The 22247-nt window shown below is 38.7% G+C and carries 16 protein-coding genes; 7 read left to right on the top strand and 9 right to left on the bottom strand.

Going from position 1 to position 22247, the window contains the following annotated elements; genetic code table 11:
• Nucleotides 1-280 precede the first annotated feature (280 nt).
• Both AB1471_RS08835 and AB1471_RS08830 read right to left on the bottom strand, forming a co-directional pair.
• On the bottom strand, nucleotides 281-808 hold the full coding sequence (locus AB1471_RS08835; RefSeq protein WP_367779394.1) for a hypothetical protein: 528 nt from the start codon (nucleotides 806-808) through the stop codon (nucleotides 281-283).
• A 546-nt stretch (nucleotides 809-1354) separates the two neighbouring features.
• Complete coding sequence (locus AB1471_RS08830) at nucleotides 1355-1579, bottom strand: hypothetical protein (protein WP_367779393.1); 225 nt, start codon at nucleotides 1577-1579, stop codon at nucleotides 1355-1357.
• Nucleotides 1580-2059: 480 nt separating this feature from the next.
• On the opposite strand from AB1471_RS08830, the gene putP reads away from it, so the two are divergent.
• The 6 genes from putP to AB1471_RS08800 all read left to right on the top strand — a co-directional run bounded on the left by putP (nucleotide 2060) and on the right by AB1471_RS08800 (nucleotide 11846).
• Nucleotides 2060-3544, top strand: a complete 1485-nt coding sequence (gene putP, locus AB1471_RS08825) for a sodium/proline symporter PutP (RefSeq protein ID WP_367779517.1) — start codon at nucleotides 2060-2062, stop codon at nucleotides 3542-3544.
• A gap of 375 nt (nucleotides 3545-3919) precedes the next feature.
• Nucleotides 3920-5782 (top strand): 1,4-alpha-glucan branching protein GlgB, encoded by a 1863-nt coding sequence (glgB, locus tag AB1471_RS08820; RefSeq protein ID WP_437342350.1) that lies wholly within the window; start codon nucleotides 3920-3922, stop codon nucleotides 5780-5782.
• A gap of 43 nt (nucleotides 5783-5825) precedes the next feature.
• Entirely contained in the window at nucleotides 5826-6983 is a 1158-nt protein-coding gene (locus tag AB1471_RS08815) for a glucose-1-phosphate adenylyltransferase (RefSeq protein ID WP_367779391.1), read from the top strand.
• Entirely contained in the window at nucleotides 6980-8005 is a 1026-nt protein-coding gene (locus AB1471_RS08810; protein WP_367779390.1) for a GlgC family sugar phosphate nucleotidyltransferase, read from the top strand. Before AB1471_RS08815 ends, AB1471_RS08810 begins: the two co-directional genes overlap by 4 nt.
• Complete coding sequence (gene glgA, locus AB1471_RS08805; protein ID WP_367779389.1) at nucleotides 8002-9441, top strand: glycogen synthase GlgA; 1440 nt, start codon at nucleotides 8002-8004, stop codon at nucleotides 9439-9441. The genes AB1471_RS08810 and glgA overlap by 4 nt, the downstream gene beginning before the upstream one ends.
• A 5-nt stretch (nucleotides 9442-9446) precedes the next feature.
• Nucleotides 9447-11846 (top strand): glycogen/starch/alpha-glucan phosphorylase, encoded by a 2400-nt coding sequence (locus AB1471_RS08800; protein ID WP_367779387.1) that lies wholly within the window; start codon nucleotides 9447-9449, stop codon nucleotides 11844-11846.
• A 97-nt stretch (nucleotides 11847-11943) separates the two neighbouring features.
• Here AB1471_RS08800 and AB1471_RS08795 read toward each other — a convergent pair whose 3' ends face one another.
• From AB1471_RS08795 to AB1471_RS08765, 7 genes are all read right to left on the bottom strand, one after another.
• Entirely contained in the window at nucleotides 11944-13164 is a 1221-nt protein-coding gene (locus AB1471_RS08795) for a CamS family sex pheromone protein (RefSeq protein ID WP_367779386.1), read from the bottom strand.
• 5 nt (nucleotides 13165-13169) lie between these two features.
• Nucleotides 13170-15188 (bottom strand): NAD-dependent DNA ligase LigA, encoded by a 2019-nt coding sequence (ligA, locus tag AB1471_RS08790; RefSeq protein WP_367779385.1) that lies wholly within the window; start codon nucleotides 15186-15188, stop codon nucleotides 13170-13172.
• A 17-nt stretch (nucleotides 15189-15205) separates the two neighbouring features.
• Nucleotides 15206-17443 carry a DNA helicase PcrA gene (pcrA, locus tag AB1471_RS08785; protein ID WP_367779384.1) on the bottom strand — a complete coding sequence of 746 codons (2238 nt, stop codon included), beginning with the start codon at nucleotides 17441-17443 and terminating at the stop codon, nucleotides 15206-15208.
• A 183-nt stretch (nucleotides 17444-17626) separates the two neighbouring features.
• Nucleotides 17627-18301 (bottom strand): heptaprenylglyceryl phosphate synthase, encoded by a 675-nt coding sequence (pcrB, locus tag AB1471_RS08780; protein WP_367779383.1) that lies wholly within the window; start codon nucleotides 18299-18301, stop codon nucleotides 17627-17629.
• Between the two features lie 275 nt (nucleotides 18302-18576).
• A complete protein-coding gene (locus tag AB1471_RS08775) occupies nucleotides 18577-18876 on the bottom strand; it encodes a YerC/YecD family TrpR-related protein (RefSeq protein WP_367779382.1) in 300 nt (99 codons plus the stop codon).
• Nucleotides 18877-18900: 24 nt separating this feature from the next.
• Nucleotides 18901-19917 carry a DUF3048 domain-containing protein gene (locus AB1471_RS08770; RefSeq protein ID WP_367779381.1) on the bottom strand — a complete coding sequence of 339 codons (1017 nt, stop codon included), beginning with the start codon at nucleotides 19915-19917 and terminating at the stop codon, nucleotides 18901-18903.
• 43 nt (nucleotides 19918-19960) lie between these two features.
• Entirely contained in the window at nucleotides 19961-21694 is a 1734-nt protein-coding gene (locus tag AB1471_RS08765; protein WP_367779380.1) for an adenine deaminase C-terminal domain-containing protein, read from the bottom strand.
• Between the two features lie 156 nt (nucleotides 21695-21850).
• Here AB1471_RS08765 and AB1471_RS08760 point away from each other — a divergent pair, with 156 nt between their 5' ends.
• Entirely contained in the window at nucleotides 21851-22129 is a 279-nt protein-coding gene (locus AB1471_RS08760; RefSeq protein ID WP_367779379.1) for a YgaP family membrane protein, read from the top strand.
• The last annotated feature ends 118 nt before the right edge of the window (nucleotides 22130-22247 follow it).

Raw genomic sequence — 22247 nt, 5'->3', positions numbered from 1 at the left:
CCTTCATGGCTTTTTTGTTGTATCTTGACAAAAAATATACAGTATTTTATGCAGATTTATATCAAAGGTAATGAATGGTAAACGTTGATTTGACGGTGTTTGATTGTTTCTTTATAGAGGCTGCATAAAAAAATGAATGGACGTAATTAATGAGAACCGTAAAAAGCCTTTTATGCAGGGACGCACTTTAGTGTAGTTAAGCGACATAATGGATATTACGTAAATTCCCATGAGTAACCACTACACGATTTATTATCGACAAGTATGTATAGCCCGGTTTTCAAATGTCTATAAAACCTTCCGATGCTACGTTAATATTTTTAGAAAATGATTTTCTAGAAGTACGTAGAGTTAATTTACCTTTTATTATTCCTTCTTCAATGACCCCGTAACTATTGGCGCCATAGTGATGAAAAGCAATGATTCCTGTGATAGATTCATATGGCTTCAAGGTCTTTACTGGTAGAATATGCTGGTTTGTTGAAACTTCCACATATATACCATTTCCTAAAGTGTATTCATCTTCCACAGAATAAAAAGGGTCATGTACTAGAAGTCCAGTTTCATTGCTGAGAAATTCAAAACGATGAATAGAGATAGGCTCACTACTTTTATTAATGATTGTCGTGCTCATCAATAAATAATACGGATCGCCCTCCGTAGGTTCTAGTTTTGAATAAAAAAGCTTCGAACTACTTTCTGCTATTTTAATAACTGCTCTAGATTTATACAGTTTCTCGTAAAATGTAAATGCAGATAGAGCAACCGCACCAGCAGATAACCACAAAGAGTAATCAATTTCATTCATAAAAAGCACCCCGCTAAATATTTATAACCCTTATTTACATCCATACCTCACACCAAACAACCACGACAATAACCCACGCTTCTTTTCAGCTGCAATCTGTTTACGTTATTCCATAAGAGGGTTCGGGGTCTAGTGAGTCAATCCACTCCTTAAATCCCCCTCCGTTACCCCTTCAGTCAGACATTCACCATTGACAGACGCCATATAAGGCTCATATAGCCCTTTTTAGGTTGTTCCCCTTATGTTTACCCCTTATAGGTAACAAACACACCTTAAGGCATTCTAATCTCGATTAGAAAATGAGCGATTAACGAAAAAAAGCAAACCCAAGGGGGGTCACTCTTTTTCGCCACAATACTAATCTTACACAATTTTAAGATTTCTTTCGTCTCTTCTGACCAATATAGTTTCCAAGAGACAATGCAAAAAACATCATAATGTAACTAAATACATAACGAAAAGTTATTTCTGTTGGAAATAGCCATTCTATAATCAGAAAAACCACAAGCATTGTAATAAATGCTACGATCATAAGTTTTAATTGGCTCATTGCCAAGACCACGATAATGAAGCAGGTGCTCTATACTTGAGTATAAAACCGTAATCTTCAGCTTGTTTTTTAAGTTCGTCGTCAATAACAAGACCTTTTGATTCTAACACTTCAATTTTTCTAAAAGATTTCATTTGATACATTCCCCTTTGTGCAAATCTAGTAATCACAATATCGCTATTTGATTGCGCTTCCATTATATCAAACGAAACAATTTCCATGCTATAACTCAAGTAATGTATTTAATCGCACCTTTAAACACTGAAGCTTCTTTTATCTCACCTTGAATAGTTTCCACTTCCAAAATGATTTCGTATTTAACACCTTTAACAGTTTCCCTTTTAACGTTTTTCCATCTAAAAAATACAATTTAAATTCTTTACCTATTTTATGTAAATAGTCATGTTGTTTCTCTGTACTTAAAAATGTTTTTCTAACTCCCCAACACTTACAAACTTCCCCAAAAATATGACAAATATCGCATTTAAATATTCAGAATATTATTATTTTTTTTTTTTTATGAAAGTCTCCTGAACCCTATTGTTATAGGGACTTAAGACTAATTCACTATCCGCTTCTTAGTTAAACTCACTTGAATTAAGGTTCTTTATTTGATAGGTTATTCAACTATAAGTATCTTTTAAGGATCTTAGACAAAAAAATTCATTTTTCGAAGGGGAGATTTGGTGGGAACCGGTGAAATAGGATTTGAAATTTACCTTTCACTCGCTATTTATTTTGTAGTTATGCTTGGTATTGGTTTGTATGCCTACAAAAAATCTACTGGCGACTTGTCAGAATACATGTTGGGAGGTAGAAAGTTAGGCCCTGCCGTTACAGCATTGTCAGCAGGAGCATCTGATATGAGTGGTTGGATGTTACTTGGTTTACCAGGCTCGATCTATGTTTCCGGTCTATCGGGCATGTGGATAGCGGTTGGTTTATCAATCGGGGCTTATTTAAGTTATGTTTTTGTCGCACCTCGTTTACGTACATACACAGAAGTGGCAAATGATTCAATTACAATTCCGGATTATTTTGAAAACCGTTTCGTAGATAACACGAAAATTTTACGTTTTGTATCTGCAATTGTAATTATTATCTTCTTTACCGTCTATACTTCATCAGGAATGGTAGCAGGCGGCGTATTATTTGAAAGTGCTTTCGGTTTTGATTACTTCACTGGATTAATTGTTACAGCAGGTGTAGTACTTGCTTACACACTTTTTGGTGGATTCTTAGCTGTAAGTATGACTGACTTTGTTCAAGGGTGTATCATGTTTGTTGCACTGATTCTTGTACCTATTGTTGCATTTATCGAACTTGGTGGGGTTGGTCCAACATTCGATACACTAAACAGTATCGATCCTACCTTAACATCGTTCTTTGAAGGAACAACCGTTTTAGGATTTCTTGGATTAATGGCATGGGGACTTGGTTACTTTGGACAACCTCATATCATCGTACGTTTTATGGCGATTCGCGATGTAAAAGCATTAAAAACAGCTCGTCGTATCGGTATAAGTTGGATGGTTATAGGCGTCATTGGTGCTGTATTTACTGGATTAACTGGATTAGCTTATGTAACGACTAAAGGAGAAGAGCTAGCGGATCCAGAAACAATCTTCGTGTTCTTTTCTCAAGTACTGTTCCACCCAATGATTTCTGGGTTCTTATTAGCTGCCATCTTAGCAGCAATTATGAGCACGATTTCTTCACAGCTTCTTGTAACATCAAGTGCGTTGACAGAAGATTTTTATAACACGTTCTTGAAACGTAAGGCTTCAGATAAAGAGCTAGTATTCGTCGGACGCGTGTCTGTGCTTTTGGTTGCAATTGTCGCTGTTTCACTATCACTTAATTCTGATAGTTCAATTTTGGACCTTGTTAGTAATGCATGGGCAGGATTTGGTTCTGCATTCGGTCCAGCAATTCTCTTGAGTCTATACTGGAAAGGGATGAACCGTTGGGGAGCTCTTGCAGGTATGCTTGTTGGTACAATTACGGTTATCCTTTGGGTATATGTATTCGACCTAAGCGGATTCTTATATGAAATGATCCCAGGATTCTTCTTGAGCTTACTTGCAATCATTCTAGTCAGCAAGATGACTGGTGGATCTCGAAAAGTTACTCGTGCAGGTTATGACTCATTTGAAAAAGTTCATGAAGTTGAATCAAACAAATAATTAGAACAGAAGCGTAAGTAGGATTTCTTTACAAAATGAAACCGGAATGTGGTTCCCCACATTCCGGTTTTTTTATCTATATTTCTCATTTTCAGCATTATGGAATACTGGTAAATGTAGTAACAGACCCCGGCACGTAAATGCGCAAAACCTGCATGTATTCACCCATTGAATGGAAAAAAAGTGCAAATTTTCGCAAAGCACTCACGTCAAGATTTCTCCTCTTCAACTCACTCCATCATTTTTAAAGCGCTTCCAATAATAAAATTTGAACAATTCTAAAAAAATGCAATTTTATCAAGGGTTTTTCTAAGTCTTTGTAGAATATGTACTACTAGAGTACTAGAAAATCTTTTGAAAGGATGTGGTCCATCCATGATCTTAGCACCTAGCGAATTTGATGTTCATTTATTCCATGAAGGTACACTACATCGAGCTCACAGATTTTTCGGTGCTCAGTTGGTTAAATCACGTAAAGATATTATTACACGTTTTACTGTTTGGGCTCCTCACGCAAAGTCGGTTTCAGTTGTTGGGGATTTTAATCAGTGGAACAGCACTCATCATCCCCTTGAAAAATTGAATGATGAAGGCATTTGGACACTTCTCATCGATCATAACTTAGAAGGGGAGCTCTACAAATACGCGATTACTACAAAAAATGGTGAAACAATTTTAAAAGCAGATCCCTATGCTTTTTATTCAGAGGTCCGTCCAAATACCGCCTCGATTGTGTATGATCTCAAGGGTTACTCTTGGAACGACAAGCTTTATCGGCAACGTGTCCGCAAAAGACGCCCTATTTACGAAAGACCTCTCTCGATTTATGAACTACACTTAAATTCTTGGAAAACAAAAGAAGATGGCTCTTATTTTACATACCGAGAACTTGTTGATGAATTGATTCCTTATGTTAAACAGCGGGGGTTCACACACATTGAACTACTCCCGCTTACTGAACATCCTTTAGACGCATCATGGGGGTATCAAGGAACTGGCTACTTCTCTCCCACAAGTCGTTTTGGCACACCGCACGATTTAATGTATTTCATTGATCACTGCCATCAAGCGGATATTGGGGTTTTGCTTGATTGGGTGCCTGGACATTTTTGCAAGGATGCTCATGGTCTTTATATGTTCGATGGTGAACCAACGTTTGAATATGACACCTTTAGCGATCGAGAAAATTTGGAATGGGGAACAGCGAATTTTAATTTAGCTAAAGGAGAAGTTCGGAGCTTTTTAATTTCGAATGCTCTTTTTTGGATGGAAATGTTCCGTATTGATGGTTTACGTGTGGATGCAGTGGCCAATATGCTTTATTGGGCAAACAGTGAACCACCTGCACCTAATCCGTATACGGTTGAATTTTTACAAGAGTTGAATACTGCAGTCTTTAATGAGAACCCTCATTTCCTGATGATGGCTGAGGATTCTACTGATTGGCCAAAAGTAACATCGCCTGTTCACGAAGGTGGATTAGGCTTTAATTATAAATGGAATATGGGCTGGATGAATGATCTGTTGGCGTATATGGAACTGCCACCGTCCGAAAGAAAACATCATCACCATAAAATGACCTTCTCACTCCTTTATGCATATACAGAAAATTTTATTTTACCACTTTCTCATGACGAAGTTGTGCATGGAAAGCGCTCTCTCTTGCATAAAATGCCCGGAGAGTATTGGGAAAAGTTTGCGCAGCTTCGCCTGCTGTTAAGTTTTATGATGGTCCACCCTGGGAAAAAACTTTTATTCATGGGAGCCGAGTTTGGACAATATGATGAATGGAAGTTTGTCCAAGGTTTAGACTGGTTCTTAAAAGATTATGAGTCTCATGCGAAAATGGATCGTTTTACAAAGGATCTTTTATCTTTTTACCACAAAGAGAAAGCACTACATGCATACGACCATGATCAAAAAGGGTTTGAATGGATTGATGCAGATAACGCTGAACAAAGTATTTTCACTTTCATTCGTCGAGGTAAACGTAAAAACCAAACCCTTCTGATCGCGTGCAATTTTACCAACACCACCTATGATTCCTTTCAAATTGGTGTTCCATTTGAAGGAAAGTGGCAAGAAGTGTTTAACAGTAATCTTGAATCTTATGGAGGGACAGGTAAAGACCATAAAAGCAAAATAGCGACGCAAAATATAAACGCGCACAACCGTAATCAATCTTTTTCCATTCAAATACCTCCATACGGCATAACCGTATGGAAACCGTCAAAGTGACCTTTCAGTGATCTCCAAACTAGCGACTAAGGAGTGTGACATTATGGTAAAGAAAAAATGTGTGGCAATGCTATTAGCAGGAGGACAAGGGAGCCGGCTCCACTCACTCACAACAAGCATTGCTAAGCCTGCTGTTCCATTTGGAGGAAAATACCGCATTATTGATTTCACTCTAAGTAACTGCACGAATTCAAGGATTGATACAGTAGGTGTTCTCACACAGTATCAACCTCTTGTATTAAACTCGTATATCGGTATAGGAAGCGCATGGGACCTTGATCGACGTAATGGAGGCGTGACTGTCCTTCCTCCTTATACAGAAGCTTCAGGTGTTAAATGGTATAGTGGTACAGCAAATGCAATCTATCAGAATATGAATTATATCGAGCACTATAACCCCGAATACGTTCTTGTGTTATCAGGCGATCATATTTACAAAATGGATTATTCCAAAATGCTTGATTACCATATTCAAAATGAAGCGGAAGCCACAATTTCAGTTATCGAAGTTCCTTGGGATGAGGCAAGTCGATTTGGGATTATGAATACAAACAGTAATATGGAAATTACAGAATTTGAAGAAAAACCAGCTCATCCAAAAAACAACCTCGCATCAATGGGAATCTATATCTTTAAATGGGAATATTTAAAGAAATACTTAGAAATGGATAACATCAATACTGCTTCAACTCATGACTTTGGTAAAGATATCATTCCTTTGTTTTTAAATGCAGGAAAAAGATTGATGGCGTATCCATTTGAAGGTTATTGGAAAGATGTTGGGACTGTGAAAAGCTTGTGGGAAGCCAACATGGACCTTCTCGAAGAAAATCCTGGATTGAATTTATTCGATCATTCTTGGCGAATTTATTCACAAAACCCTAACCGACCAACACAATACCTATCCTCTTTGGCAGAGGTTCGAGAATCACTTGTAAATGAAGGCTGCTATATCGAAGGAAAGGTACAACATTCAGTAATTTTTCAAGGCGTAGAAATTGGAAAAGGAACTTTTATCGAAGAAGCAGTTGTTATGCCTGATGCCGTCATTGGACAAAACGCGATTGTAAGACGGGCCATCGTACCAGAGAAAATTACTATTCCAGATGGGGTCACCATCGAACCTGAAAATGGTTCCACAGAAATCATTCTGGTGACCGAACATATGGTTGAACAGCTAAGAAAGGACGTGATCGCATGAGCCGCTTGTTAGGAGTTATCGATGCAACCAATTTGATTGAAGGCCTTCAAGATCTTACATTAAACCGCTCTGCTGCTTCTATTCCATTTGCAGGGCGCTATCGTTTCATTGATTTCATTCTTTCAAATATGGTCAACTCAGGCGTTGAGAGTGTGGCCATTTTTCCGAAGCATCAGTACCGTTCATTAATGGATCACATCGGTTCAGGTAAAAATTGGGATTTAGATCGAAAAAAAAATGGCTTGTTTTTCTTCCCTCCCTGTTTTGAACCGAATGAAAATAGTAGTGTAGGTTCATTTGCTCGATTAGAGCAACATATTGATTTTTTCAAACGCAGCCATCAAGATTATGTCTTTATTGCCAATAGCTATGTGATTACAAACGTTGATATTGAGGAAGCGTTGGCCGAGCACTTGATTCACGATCACGATATCACAGAGCTGATGAGCCATGACCAATCCCTTGAAATGTATATTTTGAAGAAATCCTTGCTGATTGAACTTATTGAAAATCGCAAAACCTCTCAATTTATTAGTATTTCGGATGTCGCCAATCAAACATTGCATAACTACAACATCGGTACGTATAACCATAATGGTTATGTTGCAGTCATGAATTCGATAAGATCCTATTTCAACCACTCCATGGATCTTCTTGATCATTCGGTTTGGAACCAGTTGTTTTCAAGCGACAGACCCGTTTTTACAAAGGTAAAAGATGAACCTCCTACCCGCTACTCGGCAGAATCTGTTGTCACAAATTCGATGATTGCTAATGGTGCAACGATCAAAGGCAACGTTGACAGCAGTATTATTTCTAGAGCTGTGAAAATTGGCGAAGGAGCTCTCGTTAAAAACTGTATCGTCATGCAAAAAAGTCATATTGGAGAAAATTGTACACTAGAGTATGTCATTCTAGATAAAAATGTACGTGTATTAGATGGCGTTACTTTAAAGGGAACACCAGACAAGCCACTCGTTCTTCGAAAGGGCAGTGTTCGTGAAATGGCGGTGAGTAAGTGAGAGTCCTATTCGCAGTGGCAGAATGTGCACCATTTGTAAAATCCGGAGGCCTCGGTGATGTAGCTGGGGCTCTACCTAAAGAACTAAAAAAACTAAATGCTGATGTGCGCGTAATCTTGCCAAAGTATTCGTTGATTCCCGATGAACTGTTAACAAAAGCGAAAAAAGTCACATCACTGACCGTGCAAGTTGGCTGGCGAAAGCAATTTTGCGGTATTGAAACACTCATTCACGACGGGATTACTTACTATCTCATCGATAACGAATATTATTTTAAACGCGATTCTCTGTATGGTCACTACGACGATGGAGAACGTTTTTCATTTTTTTGCCAAGCTATTTTAGAAGCAATTCCAATGATCCCTTTTAAACCTGATCTTATTCACTGTCACGATTGGCATACCGGTATGGTGCCATTCCTTCTTGATCGAAAATACCGTAACGATCCATATTACCGTGATATTCGCACTGTATTTACGATTCACAATTTACAGTTTCAAGGTTTATTCCCTCAAGGCATTCTTGAGGATCTTTTAAGTTTAGATTCACACTATTTTCATTCAGGTGAGTTAGAATTTAATGGCTCTGTAAGCTTTATGAAAGGTGCCATTCTAACTTCAAACGCATTGACTACTGTCAGCCCTACATATAAAAATGAAATCCAAACACCATTCTTTGGTGAAAATCTCGATGGACTGTTACGTGAGCAATCATTCAAGCTACAGGGCATTATTAACGGCATCGACACAGATAGCTATCACCCAGAAAAAGACCCGCTCATTGAAGCGAATTATAGTCACACAACGCTCGCAAAAAAAGCTGAAAATAAAGCAGCATTACAAGAAGAGTTTAACCTACCGCTCGTTCAAGATACTCCAGTTATTGCTATGGTAACTCGGCTTACTGAACAAAAAGGACTGTCACTTGTCAAGCGTATAATGCATGAGCTTTTAGAAGAAGAAAACATTCAACTCGTTGTTTTAGGAAGTGGTGACCCTGAATTTGAAGAATATTTTAATCATTTAGCCTCCACTTATCCAGATAAAACAGGCGTCTACATCGGCTTCAGTGAGGCGCTCGCGCATCGTATTTATGCTGGCGCTGACTTTTTTTTGATGCCATCATTATTCGAACCATGTGGATTAAGTCAGTTAATCTCGCTACAATACGGAACCATCCCCATTGTGCGTGAAACAGGTGGTTTAAATGATACCGTTCAATCGTTAAATGAGACTTATTTATCTGGAAATGGCTTTACATTTACCGATTACAACGCACACGATATGAAGCACTCCATTAAGCGTGCTCTATCCTTCTATCAGCATAAAAAAGCATGGCCTGCGCTCATGGAAAATGCGATGTCAGGAGATTATAGCTGGGCTCGATCAGCAAGTGAATATGTTAATCTTTATTCTAAGTTACAAAGGAGGCGCTAAAATCTATGTTCAATGATAAAGAAAGATTTAAAGCGTCATTTCTACAACGTCTGGAACAATCATCCGGTGTCTCCTTTGAGAACTCAACAAAACGAGACCACTATCAAGCACTTGGCATGATGGTGCGTGAACACGTCAGCACGAATTGGATCGCATCAAATGAGGAATCGCGTAAAGGCGAGCATAAAGAAGTGTATTATCTTTCTATTGAGTTCTTACTCGGCCGTCTACTCGTTAGTTCTCTTATTAATCTTGGCGTAAAAGATATGGTTCAACAAGGGTTAGAAGAATTAGGCATTGATCTTCGTGAATTAGAAAAAGAGGAAGCAGACGCAGGCCTAGGTAATGGTGGATTGGGTCGTCTAGCAGCTTGTTTTCTTGATTCTATGGCTTCACTCAAACTATCAGGTTATGGACATGGAATTCGTTATAAACACGGTCTTTTCGAGCAAAAAATAATCGATGGATACCAAGTTGAGCTACCAGAGCAGTGGTTACGAAACGGCAATGTATGGGAAGTTCGCAAACCTGATCTTGCTATTGAAGTTCCGTTTTGGGGCGATGTTCAATGGATCGACAAAAGCGGAAAACTAACCTACGTTCATGAGCATGCTGAAACAGTCCTGGCTGTGCCGTTTGATATGCCCGTGATCGGCTATGACACGGATCGAGTAAATACATTAAGACTCTGGGGAGCAGAACCAGCTAAACACTTCCCTCCCCACAAAGACTTTATGCAATACAAACGAGACACCGAGCAAATTTCAGAATATCTTTATCCAAATGATACTTCAAATGACGGGAAAATTTTGCGTTTAAAACAACAATACTTCCTTGTAAGAGCTAGTTTAATGAGCATTATTAGAGATTACAAGAAGAATCATGACCACCTGTATCATTTTAACGAATATGTAGCGATTCACATTAACGACACTCACCCTGCTCTCACCATCCCAGAACTCATGCGCATTTTGATTGATGAGGAAGGTATGCGATGGGAAGAAGCGTGGAGTATCGTAACGAATACTATTTCGTATACGAACCACACTATTCTCTCAGAAGCATTAGAAAAATGGTCGGTTGAGTTGTTCAAGCCTCTCTTTCCTCGTATTTTCATGATCATTGAAGAAATCAACAAACGCTTTTGCAAAGAATTATGGGAACAATATCCTGGGGATTGGGATCGTATCGAACAAATGGCCATTGTCGCTCACGGTTATGTGAAAATGGCGCATCTTTCAATTGTTGGTAGTCATAGTGTAAATGGAGTTGCAAAGCTCCACACTGAAATTTTGAAAATGAGGGAAATGAAAAATTTTTATGGGTTCTACCCTGATCGATTTAATAATAAAACCAATGGAATTACGCATCGTCGTTGGTTGGTGCAAGCAAATCCTGAGCTTAACTCAGCCATTTCTAATGCAATTGGTCCGGACTGGGTGTATCGCACAGAAGAATTGAAAAAGCTATCTTCATATGCAAATGATTCCTCCTACCAACAGCAAATTAACGAGATTAAGCTTAAGAAAAAGCAGGAATTAGCACGAATCATTCATGACCGAAACAATCTAAAAATTGATGAAAACTCAATTTTTGATGTTCAAATTAAAAGGTTACATGCATATAAACGCCAACTATTAAATTTGTTACATATCATGTATTTATACAATCAAATGAAAGAGAATTCATCTTACAAGCCCTACCCTCGTACGTTTATTTTCGGGGCAAAAGCAGCACCAGGATATGATTATGCAAAAAAGATAATAAAACTAGTGCACTCTGTGGCAAAAGTAGTGAACAATGATCCTGTGACAAAAGATTATATAAAAGTTGTTTTTCTAGAAAACTACAATGTTTCATTAGCGGAAAAAATCATTCCTGCAACGAATGTTAGCGAACAAATTTCCACTGCAAGTAAAGAAGCCTCAGGAACTGGGAACATGAAGTTCATGATGAATGGTGCGATCACACTGGGCACACAAGACGGTGCAAACGTAGAAATTGCAGACTTAGTTGGTCCTGAAAACATATTTATCTTTGGTCTGAAGGCTGATCAAGTTATGCAATATGAAAAGCACGGTGGCTACCATTCTCATGATTACTATCATAATGATCGTCGAATCAAAAAAGTTGTGGATCAACTGACATCAGGATTCTTTCGTGATTCTTTTTATGATTTTGAAACAATCTCTGATTCTCTTTTAATGGAGAATGACCAGTACTTTTTATTAAAAGATTTCCACGCTTATGTAAAAGCACAAGAAAATGTGGCAGATGCCTATAGTGATCGTGATAGATGGCTCCAAATGAGCATTCACAATATCGCTCAATCCGGATTCTTTTCTAGCGATCGTACTGTGAGTCAGTATGCAAAAGACATTTGGAATATACAACCACAACAATGAAAAAAGAAGGAGGGCATGTTGCCCTCCTTCTTTCTTACTGTTCATAAAATATTAATTGATTAAATTTGTAGAATAACGAGCCGCTTGCTCTTTAGTTTCAATTATTGAACATATGAATCCATGGTTCTGTATCATCTGGCTCTTTTAAAATGAGCGCTTCTTGTCCATTGCCTGATGTAATATTCACTTCAATATCCAAAGATGAAGGAAAGTCGTCTATAATTTTCCCCGCGACATATTGTGTGTAGCCAATGATTTCTGCCTTGCCATAGAACTGAATTGAAATATCAATTTTCAACTTAGACATTTTGTCTCCTTGGTAAAACCCTCTTCCTATGACATTATTATCTTTCGGGAAATAGGATTCAATGTCTTGTTTAAAGTTCTTGAAGGTTGTGTCATCGTCAAGAAATTTTTCGTCTGCTTTAGGTAATGGGAATAATACATAATCCTCTTTAACCGGCGTCCAATCACTTAAAGTGTTTTCACCTTCATTTGCTGATGCGTAATAAAAGAAAGTACCTGGAATAACAGAGCCTTCTGGCTCTTGTTTAAAAAGTGCAATTGTGATGGGAACTTCAGCAAGTTCTTTCTTATCAGGAGAGCTTGCAGATATTTCACGTAAGCGTTTTATGACTTCTTGTGCAATTTTTTGTCCCTCTTCTTCAATTTTACCTTGTGAAATCTCTTCTTTATACCTTGGTCCAAACGGATCGTCATCATCTCGATAATAATAAACTGAGTTCATCGCGAGACCAATAACAACGCCACCTAGTTGACCATCTTCTTCCCCATATAAATTATGTTCCAAGATTTGAGCCAAATACTCCGGACTATTTTTTGCACGTTCTTCGCGGGTTAGATCATCACTGGGGCTATCCTTTGGATTTAGACCAAGATTTTCTACAGTTGTGATATCATCTTCATCATCTTCTAGCTGCTCTTTTAGCTGGTCGTCTGTCCATTCACGTTTTAACCAGCTGGAAACGGTCTCACTGTCCAAGAACTGACCTTCTTTAAAATAGTAATCTCCAGTGGAAAATTCTCTTTTAGCAATTCTCAGAAGCCCATTCTCAAACTCGGCAATATCATAGTTTGAATCAATATTTTGTACGACCATTCCTCTGGACAAGGATGCTTCAAAAGGGACAGGTGTTTTATAATATTCATCTGATATTTGAAAATCAGGGATGATAACCGTTTGGCTTTCATCTTCTGGTCCATTTTCTGGAGTGACTTTATCATCTTTTTGAAATGAAGGTATACATCCTCCAAGTAGGATCGAAACACCCACTGTTGATGCTATCCATTTTTTCATATGACTTACACCTCTTGTTCGTTGATTTCTTCTAGGAGTTGATTTTCATCCCAAATGGCAATACCTAGGTCCTGCGCTTTGGACAGTTTTGATCCCGCATCTTCTCCCGCAATGAGTAGATCCGTTTTTTTGCTAACACTTCCTGTCACTTTACCACCTAGTATTTCTATTCTCTCCTTAGCACCTTCTCGTGTCAATTTGGTCAATTTTCCAGTCAACACGATGGTTTTGCCAGAGAGGAATGAATGAACGTTCTGAGCCCTGTGCAATTTAGGTCCTTTATAGGTTAAATTAACACCGACCTCTTTTAATTCTTCAATGAGTTCTTGCACATCTTCTTTGTTAAAATAAGTGACGATCGAGGAAGCCATTTTGTCACCAATTTCATTGATCAAAAGAAGTTTTTCTTCTGTTGCCTGCACTAGATCGTCCACCGTTTCAAAATGTTGAGCAATTGTTTTTGCCGCTTTTGCTCCAACATGACGAATACCTAGTCCAAATAAAAGTTTTTCAAGTGAGTTTTGTTTTGAACTCTCTATCGCTTTAATCAAATTCGAAGCTGATTTTTCACCCATGCGTTCTAATCCTACGAGTTGTTCCATAGTTAAACGATACAAATCTGCTACGTCTACAATGAGCTTTTCTCTAAAAAGCTGTGTGATAACTTTTTCGCCAAGTCCATCGATGTTCATCGCATTACGAGACACAAAATGGATGAGACCTTCTTGAATTTGTGCAGGACATTTCGGATTCAAACATCGCAATGCTACTTCCCCATCTAGCTGTATGAGTTCACTTTCACAAGCAGGACAATGCGTTGGCATCTTAAATTCACGTTCGTCTCCTGTTCTTCGATCTAAAATTACAGTGACAACTTCTGGAATAATGTCACCTGCTTTTTTAATAACTACGTGATCACCTAAGTGAATATCTTTTTCACGAATGAAGTCTTCATTATGCAGCGATGCACGTTGAACCGTGGAGCCTGCCACTCTTACTGGCTCTAAAAGGGCTGTAGGTGTGATAACCCCCGTTCTGCCAATGCTTAACTCTATATCATGCAAAACCGTAACAACTTCTTCAGCTGGAAACTTGTACGCGATTGCCCATCTCGGACTTTTTGCTGTTGCACCGAGCTCTTCTTGGTGAGAAAGTGAATCTACCTTTATGACAATACCATCAATGTCATAAGGCAGGTCTGCCCGTTTATCCGTCCATTCATTGATATAATCGATTACTTCTTCAATAGTGTTTAATTTTTTACGTTCTTTATTTGTTTTCAATCCAAGACCACTTAATAGATCCAATCCTTGACTTTGCGATGTGATCCCTGTTTCACCTGGATCGCCAATTCCATATAAAAATAAATCTAAATTTCGTGACGCTGCAATTCTTGGATCAAGCTGTCGCAAAGATCCTGCAGCTGCATTTCTCGGATTAGCAAACGGTTCTTCTTCTCTTTTTTCTTTTTCTTTATTTAACGCAACAAAGGAATTTTTCGGCATGAACGCTTCACCACGAACCTCGATTGAAAAAGGCTTTCTAAGACGTAATGGAATCGAACGAATCGTTTTTAAATTAGCCGTGATGTCTTCTCCAACAGAACCATCTCCACGCGTCGCACCTTGAACAAATAACCCATCTTTATAACGCAAAGAAATGGCCAATCCATCAATCTTTAACTCACAAATGTAAGACAGGTTATCGTTATCACCTATCTTACGGACACGGCGATCAAAATCGCGCAAATCATCTTCATTAAACGCGTTACCTAAACTAAGCATCGGCGATCGGTGGTCTACTTTTGTAAATTGCTCAAGCACCGCTCCTCCAACCCGCTGCGTAGGAGAATCTGGTGTCATCAGATCTGGATGTTTCTCCTCTAGTTCTTTTAATTCATGTAAAAGTTTATCGTACTCAACGTCTGGAACAGATGGCTTGTCCAAAACATGATATTCATAATTGTATTGACTTAGTAAATCCTGAAGATCTGATACTCTTTTTTCAACAGTTGAACGTGGCATAGGCCTATTTCCTTTCATCAAGTCACTTTTTTCACAGGAGCAAACTTAGCTAACAGACGCTTCACACCTGTAGGACTTGGAAATGCGATATCTAACTCCATTGAGTCCCCTTGACCTTTTACACTGACGACCGTTCCAGTTCCCCATTTACCGTGCTCCGCTTTATCTCCAACACCCCAACTGATATCGCTACCACCTGTTGTATTTGGGGCTGGGCGACTAACCGGTCTACGAGATTGTGGTCTATTTTGACTAAACGAACTACCGCTTTTCCCTCTCATGCCAAATGGATTTGAAGAAGATTCCTTTTTCATCGGTTCTTCGATCAGTTCAACAGGGATTTCAGCAATAAAACGAGAAACTGGATTCATGTTGGTTCGCCCATAAAGGGTTCTCATTTGAGCATTGGTGATGAATAATTCTTCTTCCGCACGTGTGATCCCCACATATGCAAGACGACGTTCTTCTTCCATCTCTACCTCTTCCGTTAGCGATCGGCTGTGAGGGAAAATACCTTCTTCTAAGCCGAGTAAAAAGACCACAGGGAATTCAAGCCCTTTTGCTGAGTGAAGAGTCATCAATGTAACAAGCTCTGACGTCGTTTCTACTTTATCTAATTGGTCAATGTCTGCAACAAGCGCAAGATCTGTTAAAAAAGCAATTAAGCTTTTATCTTCGCTCGCCTCTTCAAATGCTTTTGTAACAGATAAAAACTCATCAATATTTTCTAAACGACTTTGTGATTCAATTGTTTTATCCTTTTTTAGCGCTTCACGATAGCCTGATTTTTCTAAAATATCTTCTACGAGTTCCGTTACTGATAAATACTCCTGCATCTGAGTGAAGTTAGTGATGAAATCTCGAAAGTCCATAACGGTTTTAGCGATTTTAGGACTTATTCCGATAAAATCCCCTAACCCCAACGCTTCATACATGGACATGTCGTTATCTCTCGCATAATTTCCGATACGATCAACTGAAGTTGCCCCAACCCCACGTTTCGGTACGTTAATAATTCGGGTTAAGCTAATGTCATCCGCTGGGTTTGCGACTAAGCGCAAGTAACCTAAAATATCTTTAATTTCTTTACGATCATAGAACTTCGTGCCGCCAACAATCGTGTAATCGATGTTGGATTTCATCAGCACTTCCTCCATCACACGCGATTGAGCATTTGTGCGATAAAGAATCGCGATATCTGAGCGTTTACGTTTGCCTGATTGAACCATTTCATTTATCTTACCCGTGACAAACTGCGCTTCACCTTGCTCGCTATCTGCCCGAAAATAGGTAATTTTATGGCCATCTTGATTATCCGTCCATAAATTTTTCGGCTTGCGATTCGGGTTATTTTGAATGACTTCATTTGCTGCGTTTAGAATTTTTTTCGTTGAACGATAGTTTTGTTCAAGCATGATCACTTGTGCATTCGGATAGTCTTTTTCAAACGACATAATGTTTGCGATGTCTGCTCCTCTCCAGCGATAAATCGACTGGTCAGAATCACCCACTACACAAAGGTTTTTAAATCGAGAAGCCAGCTGTTTTACGAGCATATATTGTGCACGGTTCGTATCTTGATACTCATCCACGTGAATATATTGAAATTTTCGTTGATAAGTCTCTAGCACTTCAGGAATTCGTTCAAACAAGTGAATCGTCTGCATAATTAAATCATCAAAATCTAGAGCTGAATTTTTACGAAGTCTGCGCTGATACTCAGTAAAAACCTCACTGATTGTTTCTTCGTAAAAGCTTCCTGTATCTTTTGAAAACTGCTCAGGCGTTACCAGTTCATTTTTCGCTGAGCTAATGACTGATAAAATGCCACGAGGATCAAATTTTTTCGGGTCTAAGTTCTTATCTTTTAAAATACTTTTCACAACCGACTGCTGATCCGTTGAATCTAAAATAGTAAAGTTGCGGTTATAACCAATGCGGTCGATGTCTCTACGTAAAATTCTTACACACATGGAGTGAAAGGTAGAAATCCATACGTTTTCTGAATCTCCTCCAAGAATTTGACCCACTCGGTCTTTCATTTCTCGAGCTGCTTTATTTGTAAAGGTAATGGCTAAAATATTGTAAGGAGCGATCCCTTTTTCAATCATTAAATACGCGATACGATGAGTAAGCACTCGTGTTTTTCCAGATCCAGCACCCGCCATGATTAACAGGGGACCTTCTGTTGCTTTAATTGCTTCTGCTTGTTCAGGATTCATTCCTTTAAGTAATCGATCCGTTAAAAATTGCATTTTCTCACCCTCTAGAACATTTGTTCTTATTATAATGTAAAATCATCTCTTTTACTAGCTTGTTGAAAATCTAGTTTCTCATAAGAATGTTGATTTTGATTAATTACTTTCAAATGCCGACAATGAACTGCTTTCTAGTCGCATCCAACTGCTTGTTGGACAAAAAATTCTCACTTCAACCTCTTACACGATTGTTTTTAATGCTTCTGAAAGGTTTTCATAAATTAAATTGCCAACGACGATCACATCAGCGTGTGCTGCCATTTCAGTTGCTTTTTCTTTAGATGTTATTCCTCCACCGTAGAAAAACGTTGCATTGGTCACCTCATTTTGAACGGCTTGGACAATCTCAGGGTCGCCGTACACGCCACTATATTCCAAATAAAATATCGGTAACTGAAATAGGCGCTCTGTCATTCGTGCATAAGCGATAATATCATCTTTTGTTAGGTCCGTTTGGGCATCAGTCAGTTTTGCTGCTTTGCAATCAGGATTAACAATGCAATAGCCTTCTGCCATAATTTCATCCCAATTCATTAGGTCGCCATGTTCTTTTAGGGCTTCATGATGTAATCCAGTAACCCACTTAGGATTGTTCGAATTTAACACTGTTGGGATAAAGTATAAATCAAATCCAGGTGTGACCGACTCAAGGTTGGATACCTCTAGCACGCAAGGGACGGTGTAGCGGCGAACTTTCACCAACAAATCTAATACATTATCGAGTGTCACGCCGTCCGAACCCCCAATCATGACTGCATCCGTACCTGACTCACAGATTTTTTCTACAGCTTCATCTGAAAGCTCTTTAGCCGGATCAAGTTTAAATACGTGCTTCCATTCCTGGACGTCATACATAGGTGAATCCTCCATTTCATTACACTCTTCGTGAAACTTTATCCGTTTCATTATAGCATCGATAGGGTGAAGCTTAAAGATGAGAGCGTGGGAGAAAAAAGGTGAGAATTATTGGAATAAAGTGTAGAAATGTTCAAATAATCGATTCGGTCGGTAGACTATGGCTAAACATCGGAATGAGGACTGCTTGTGGCCGCCGAAATAAAACAAAAAAGCGCGCCCTCAGAAGGAGGAAGCGCTTGTTCCAGTTAGATTCGTACATTATTTCATTTCTGTTACTCCTCTTCATCACCAACGCGATCCAACACCATTGAATAGGTATCATTGCCATAGTTCAGGCAGCGTTTAACGCGTGAAATAGTCGCTGTACTTGCACCTGTTTCAGTTTCTATTTTATGATATGTTTTACCTTTACGTAACATGCGCGCAACTTCAAGGCGTTGAGAGAGTGATTGAATTTCATTGATCGTACAAAGATCGTCAAAAAATTCGTAGCATTCATCTAAGTCTTTAAGTGACAAAACCGCATTAAATAACTGGTCTAGTTCTTTTCCTCTTAGTTTTTCAATTTGCATAATGTATGCACTACTCCTTTAAAATTATTCGTGTATCGTAACGGATTGTTCAAATCCACTTGATGTTGGGATAATGTGAATCCAGCTCATACCCGGCGATAATGGTGCAGGTGTTCCATTTAAATAAGGAACCATTCGCCCATCAACATCACGCCATGTCATCGCTGTCCACTGTCCTTGCTGAAACACATAAGCATCTCCACCAGAAACCAAATCAATTATTAAGCGTCCTTCTTGATCAATTACCTGATGATCAGTTTCTAAAACGATAATGTTTGAAATGGCTACTGCTTCATTTGTTTCTTGGTCAATCGTTGTTTCACCATTGTTTATTCGTGAGTATGTACCCGTTGAGGTATCATAATCGTAAGTGCTTGTGTATAAATCACTAGTATCATCATAGGACACTGTGAACGATTGTGCAGATTGCCCGTCATCAACTACTTCCTCGCCTTGTGTGAACGCCATTCCAGCGGGGGTACCTTCGAGCGAAATTCCTCTTTGTTCAGCACCTTCTTCGATTAATTCTCGCCCGCTATATGAATTATGCGGAGCTACACGATCTGATGAACGAACAAACCATTGCCCTTCGTATTGAATACCATTCATATGTTCAATCACACCATTATCGAGCATTTCTAAAGCATCTGGACTGTAACCATGAGAAACAAAAAAACTATCATAGCCATTTGCTACGTTAATGTGGTAATCACGCGCACTGCGAATCGGACCCGTCCGCTCTGGATAAGTGCTTTGATAAATCGCAAGTAGTCGAGTAATTTTCCCCTCTGCTAGTATTTCATACACAACATCTGCCTCTGCAAGACCACTTTGTGGACGAGCACTTGGGTGATTGTTTAACACGACCGAAACAGCTCGCTGATCATTTGCCGTTTGCATTTCTTCTCCAGTAAGTGGGTAAAGATCGGTATTAGTATCTCCCTCTTCATATGTGCCTACTGGATTTTGCTGTGACTGTTCTTGATCCTGGCTGCAGCCTACTAAAATCAATGCCATACAAATAAATAAAATGATTTTCATGTAAAGTACACCTCTTATATAGGGATTTACTTACTTTCTTATTTTAACGCATTATCGTAGGAAAGAGTACCGTTTTCTTTTTTACATCATAAAGACCACGTTGTGTAATACGGATATATGGTAAGTGAGTCGACGAAAGAAATAACAAAGTATATACAGGATCTTCATGCATATATCCTCTTTCTTGTAACACTTCTCTTAAACGACTTTCATCATCTATGATCTTCTCCATTGGATCATTAGACATAACGCCTCCAATGGATAAAGGAATTTCATGAATCAATTCACCTTGATCAACAGCAACGATTCCCCCTTGAAGTTGTTTCATTCGCTCAAAGGCTGCTATCATGTCTTTTTTACTTTTGCCGAGTACAATAATGTCACCTGAATTTGAGTATGAAGAAGCAAGACCCCCAAGATCACGGGCAAACCCTTTTAACAACGTAGAGATTTTCCATTTACCATTGCGGTCTATTAACAGTAAAAAACATTCATCATTTGAGCGATTCAATTCTTCTCTTGATGCATCAAGCTGAATCGAATATGGTTTTGTAATCACATTATTAATCATTTCAATTCCACAAGGCATAGAGAATTGAAGATCATCTTCTTGTAAGACCCAATCTATATCTAAAGCTTTAATTGTAGACCAATCAGGTTGTTTCGTGTTAGAAACGAGTTCTTCATCCCTTTTCATCCACTGACCCTTCGACAGAACGAAAACTGGGGTTGGATTTTGAGGAGATGTTAAAATATTTAACGTTGCCATTCGCCCCGTCGCAATCATTCCTTGCATAAATTCCATACGGTAATATTTCGCAATCGAAAAAGAAGCCATATGGTACGCTTCAATCGGGTCCACTCCTTCTTCAATTGCTATTGAAATTAAACGATCCATGACACCTTCTTTATAAAAAGTCGGCGTTGAACCGTCTGTTGTCAACATGAAATTATCAAACGAGCGAAGACCTTTTTCTTTTAACTCTTTAATCAATCTTGGTAAGTCCGGTCTGATGGACGAATGTCTTAATGTGACCGCTAATCCTTGTTCGAGACGCGTCCACACTTCATCTCCAGTCATCGCTTCATGATCACCTGTCACACCAAACAATGTCATTTTGGCAATCGTTTTTTCGGATGCACCTGGCAGATGTCCCTCTATCCGTTTATAATTCAGCTTTGCTTCTTGCATCCAACTAAGAAGCAAATCATCACCATCCATCAGTCTTGGCCAGCTTGTTAGTTCCCCTGCTAAAAGAACACTCGGATCATCCAACCAATTTCTGATTTCTCCATTTGTAAATAATTCATCCTCTTCCACAAGTTCAGTTTGTGAGTCAAGTCTGGTCCACCAGTAAAAAGATAGCGGTGAAGATTTAAACTGCTGAATAAAAGGAAGCGCTTTCTTTTTGTCGTTCAGTAAAAGAAGCATAAGGTTGTCTTGTATAAATGTTGTCGTGCCTGTTTGCGATGCATATTCAGCGAAAGAATGGGGATTATAAAGCTGAAAAGGATGAACATGGGGCTCAATATATCCAGGGACAACCCAATTATTCGTCATATCAATGATTTCACAATTTTTACTATTGGATGGAAAATCTTTACCCACGTAAACAATGCGATCTTTATAAATCCATATATTCCCTTTTTGCCACATTTTAAGTGATGAATTAAGGTAATTTGCATCCTTTAAGACAAGGGTCGGCGCCACACTGCCGTCAAGAATCGCTGTATGCTGTCGTAGATGTTGAATTTTCCATGGAAATCGTTGTTTCATTCTTATTGATCCCTCCTGGCACTTGTGCTAGAAAAAAAGTATCCATTTTATTTTCATCGTACCATATCTTGTGAATTACTGCACTAAAGAAAAGCGGAAGTTAGGTATTAAAAATGAAGCGTTTTCACAATTCTTACACATTAGGAGATGGATGCTATGCAACCAAACATCGGAAGTACAAATTCATTTATTCGCACGGTAATTGGATTTTCATTATTAAGTATTGCCATCGATCGAATGATTAGAAAACCTTGGAGACAACCTTATGCTTTACTTGCTTTCCTTGGTGCCATGAAGATAGCAGAAGGTTTTCTTCACTTTTGTCCGATCGTCGCATTATGGGATCGAAAAGACCGTTGGATGGACGATGCACTAAGATGGGAAAACGAAACATGCAACTCACTTTATAACGAAACAACAGAAGTAGGGGAATAAATAAAAGTTCAAGCGGGAATGATCGCAAGACAATTTTATAATACCCTATACTCATTCGCCAAAAGGAAATTATCTTTTGGCGCTTTTTTGAGTGAAAATTTTAAAAAGCCTTCTTAAT

It is taken from the genome of Jeotgalibacillus marinus (genome assembly GCF_040801915.1).
GTDB classification, from domain to species: Bacteria; Bacillota; Bacilli; order Bacillales; family Jeotgalibacillaceae; genus Jeotgalibacillus; species Jeotgalibacillus marinus.
This window is presented reverse-complemented; position numbering and strand designations above follow the sequence as displayed.

Excerpts from the sequence above, each read along its gene's own strand:
- AB1471_RS08835 (WP_367779394.1), bottom strand. The coding sequence starts at position 808 with ATGAATGAAATTGATTACTCTTTGTGGTTATCTGCTGGTGCGGTTGCT.
- AB1471_RS08830 (WP_367779393.1), bottom strand. The coding sequence starts at position 1,579 with ATGGAAATTGTTTCGTTTGATATAATGGAAGCGCAATCAAATAGCGAT.
- glgB (WP_437342350.1), top strand. The coding sequence starts at position 3,920 with ATGATCTTAGCACCTAGCGAATTTGATGTTCATTTATTCCATGAAGGT.
- AB1471_RS08815 (WP_367779391.1), top strand. The coding sequence starts at position 5,826 with ATGGTAAAGAAAAAATGTGTGGCAATGCTATTAGCAGGAGGACAAGGG.
- AB1471_RS08810 (WP_367779390.1), top strand. The coding sequence starts at position 6,980 with ATGAGCCGCTTGTTAGGAGTTATCGATGCAACCAATTTGATTGAAGGC.
- AB1471_RS08800 (WP_367779387.1), top strand. The coding sequence starts at position 9,447 with ATGTTCAATGATAAAGAAAGATTTAAAGCGTCATTTCTACAACGTCTG.
- AB1471_RS08795 (WP_367779386.1), bottom strand. The coding sequence starts at position 13,164 with ATGAAAAAATGGATAGCATCAACAGTGGGTGTTTCGATCCTACTTGGA.
- ligA (WP_367779385.1), bottom strand. The coding sequence starts at position 15,188 with ATGCCACGTTCAACTGTTGAAAAAAGAGTATCAGATCTTCAGGATTTA.
- pcrA (WP_367779384.1), bottom strand. The coding sequence starts at position 17,443 with ATGCAATTTTTAACGGATCGATTACTTAAAGGAATGAATCCTGAACAA.
- pcrB (WP_367779383.1), bottom strand. The coding sequence starts at position 18,301 with ATGTATGACGTCCAGGAATGGAAGCACGTATTTAAACTTGATCCGGCT.
- AB1471_RS08775 (WP_367779382.1), bottom strand. The coding sequence starts at position 18,876 with ATGCAAATTGAAAAACTAAGAGGAAAAGAACTAGACCAGTTATTTAAT.
- AB1471_RS08770 (WP_367779381.1), bottom strand. The coding sequence starts at position 19,917 with ATGAAAATCATTTTATTTATTTGTATGGCATTGATTTTAGTAGGCTGC.
- AB1471_RS08765 (WP_367779380.1), bottom strand. The coding sequence starts at position 21,694 with ATGAAACAACGATTTCCATGGAAAATTCAACATCTACGACAGCATACA.
- AB1471_RS08760 (WP_367779379.1), top strand. The coding sequence starts at position 21,851 with ATGCAACCAAACATCGGAAGTACAAATTCATTTATTCGCACGGTAATT.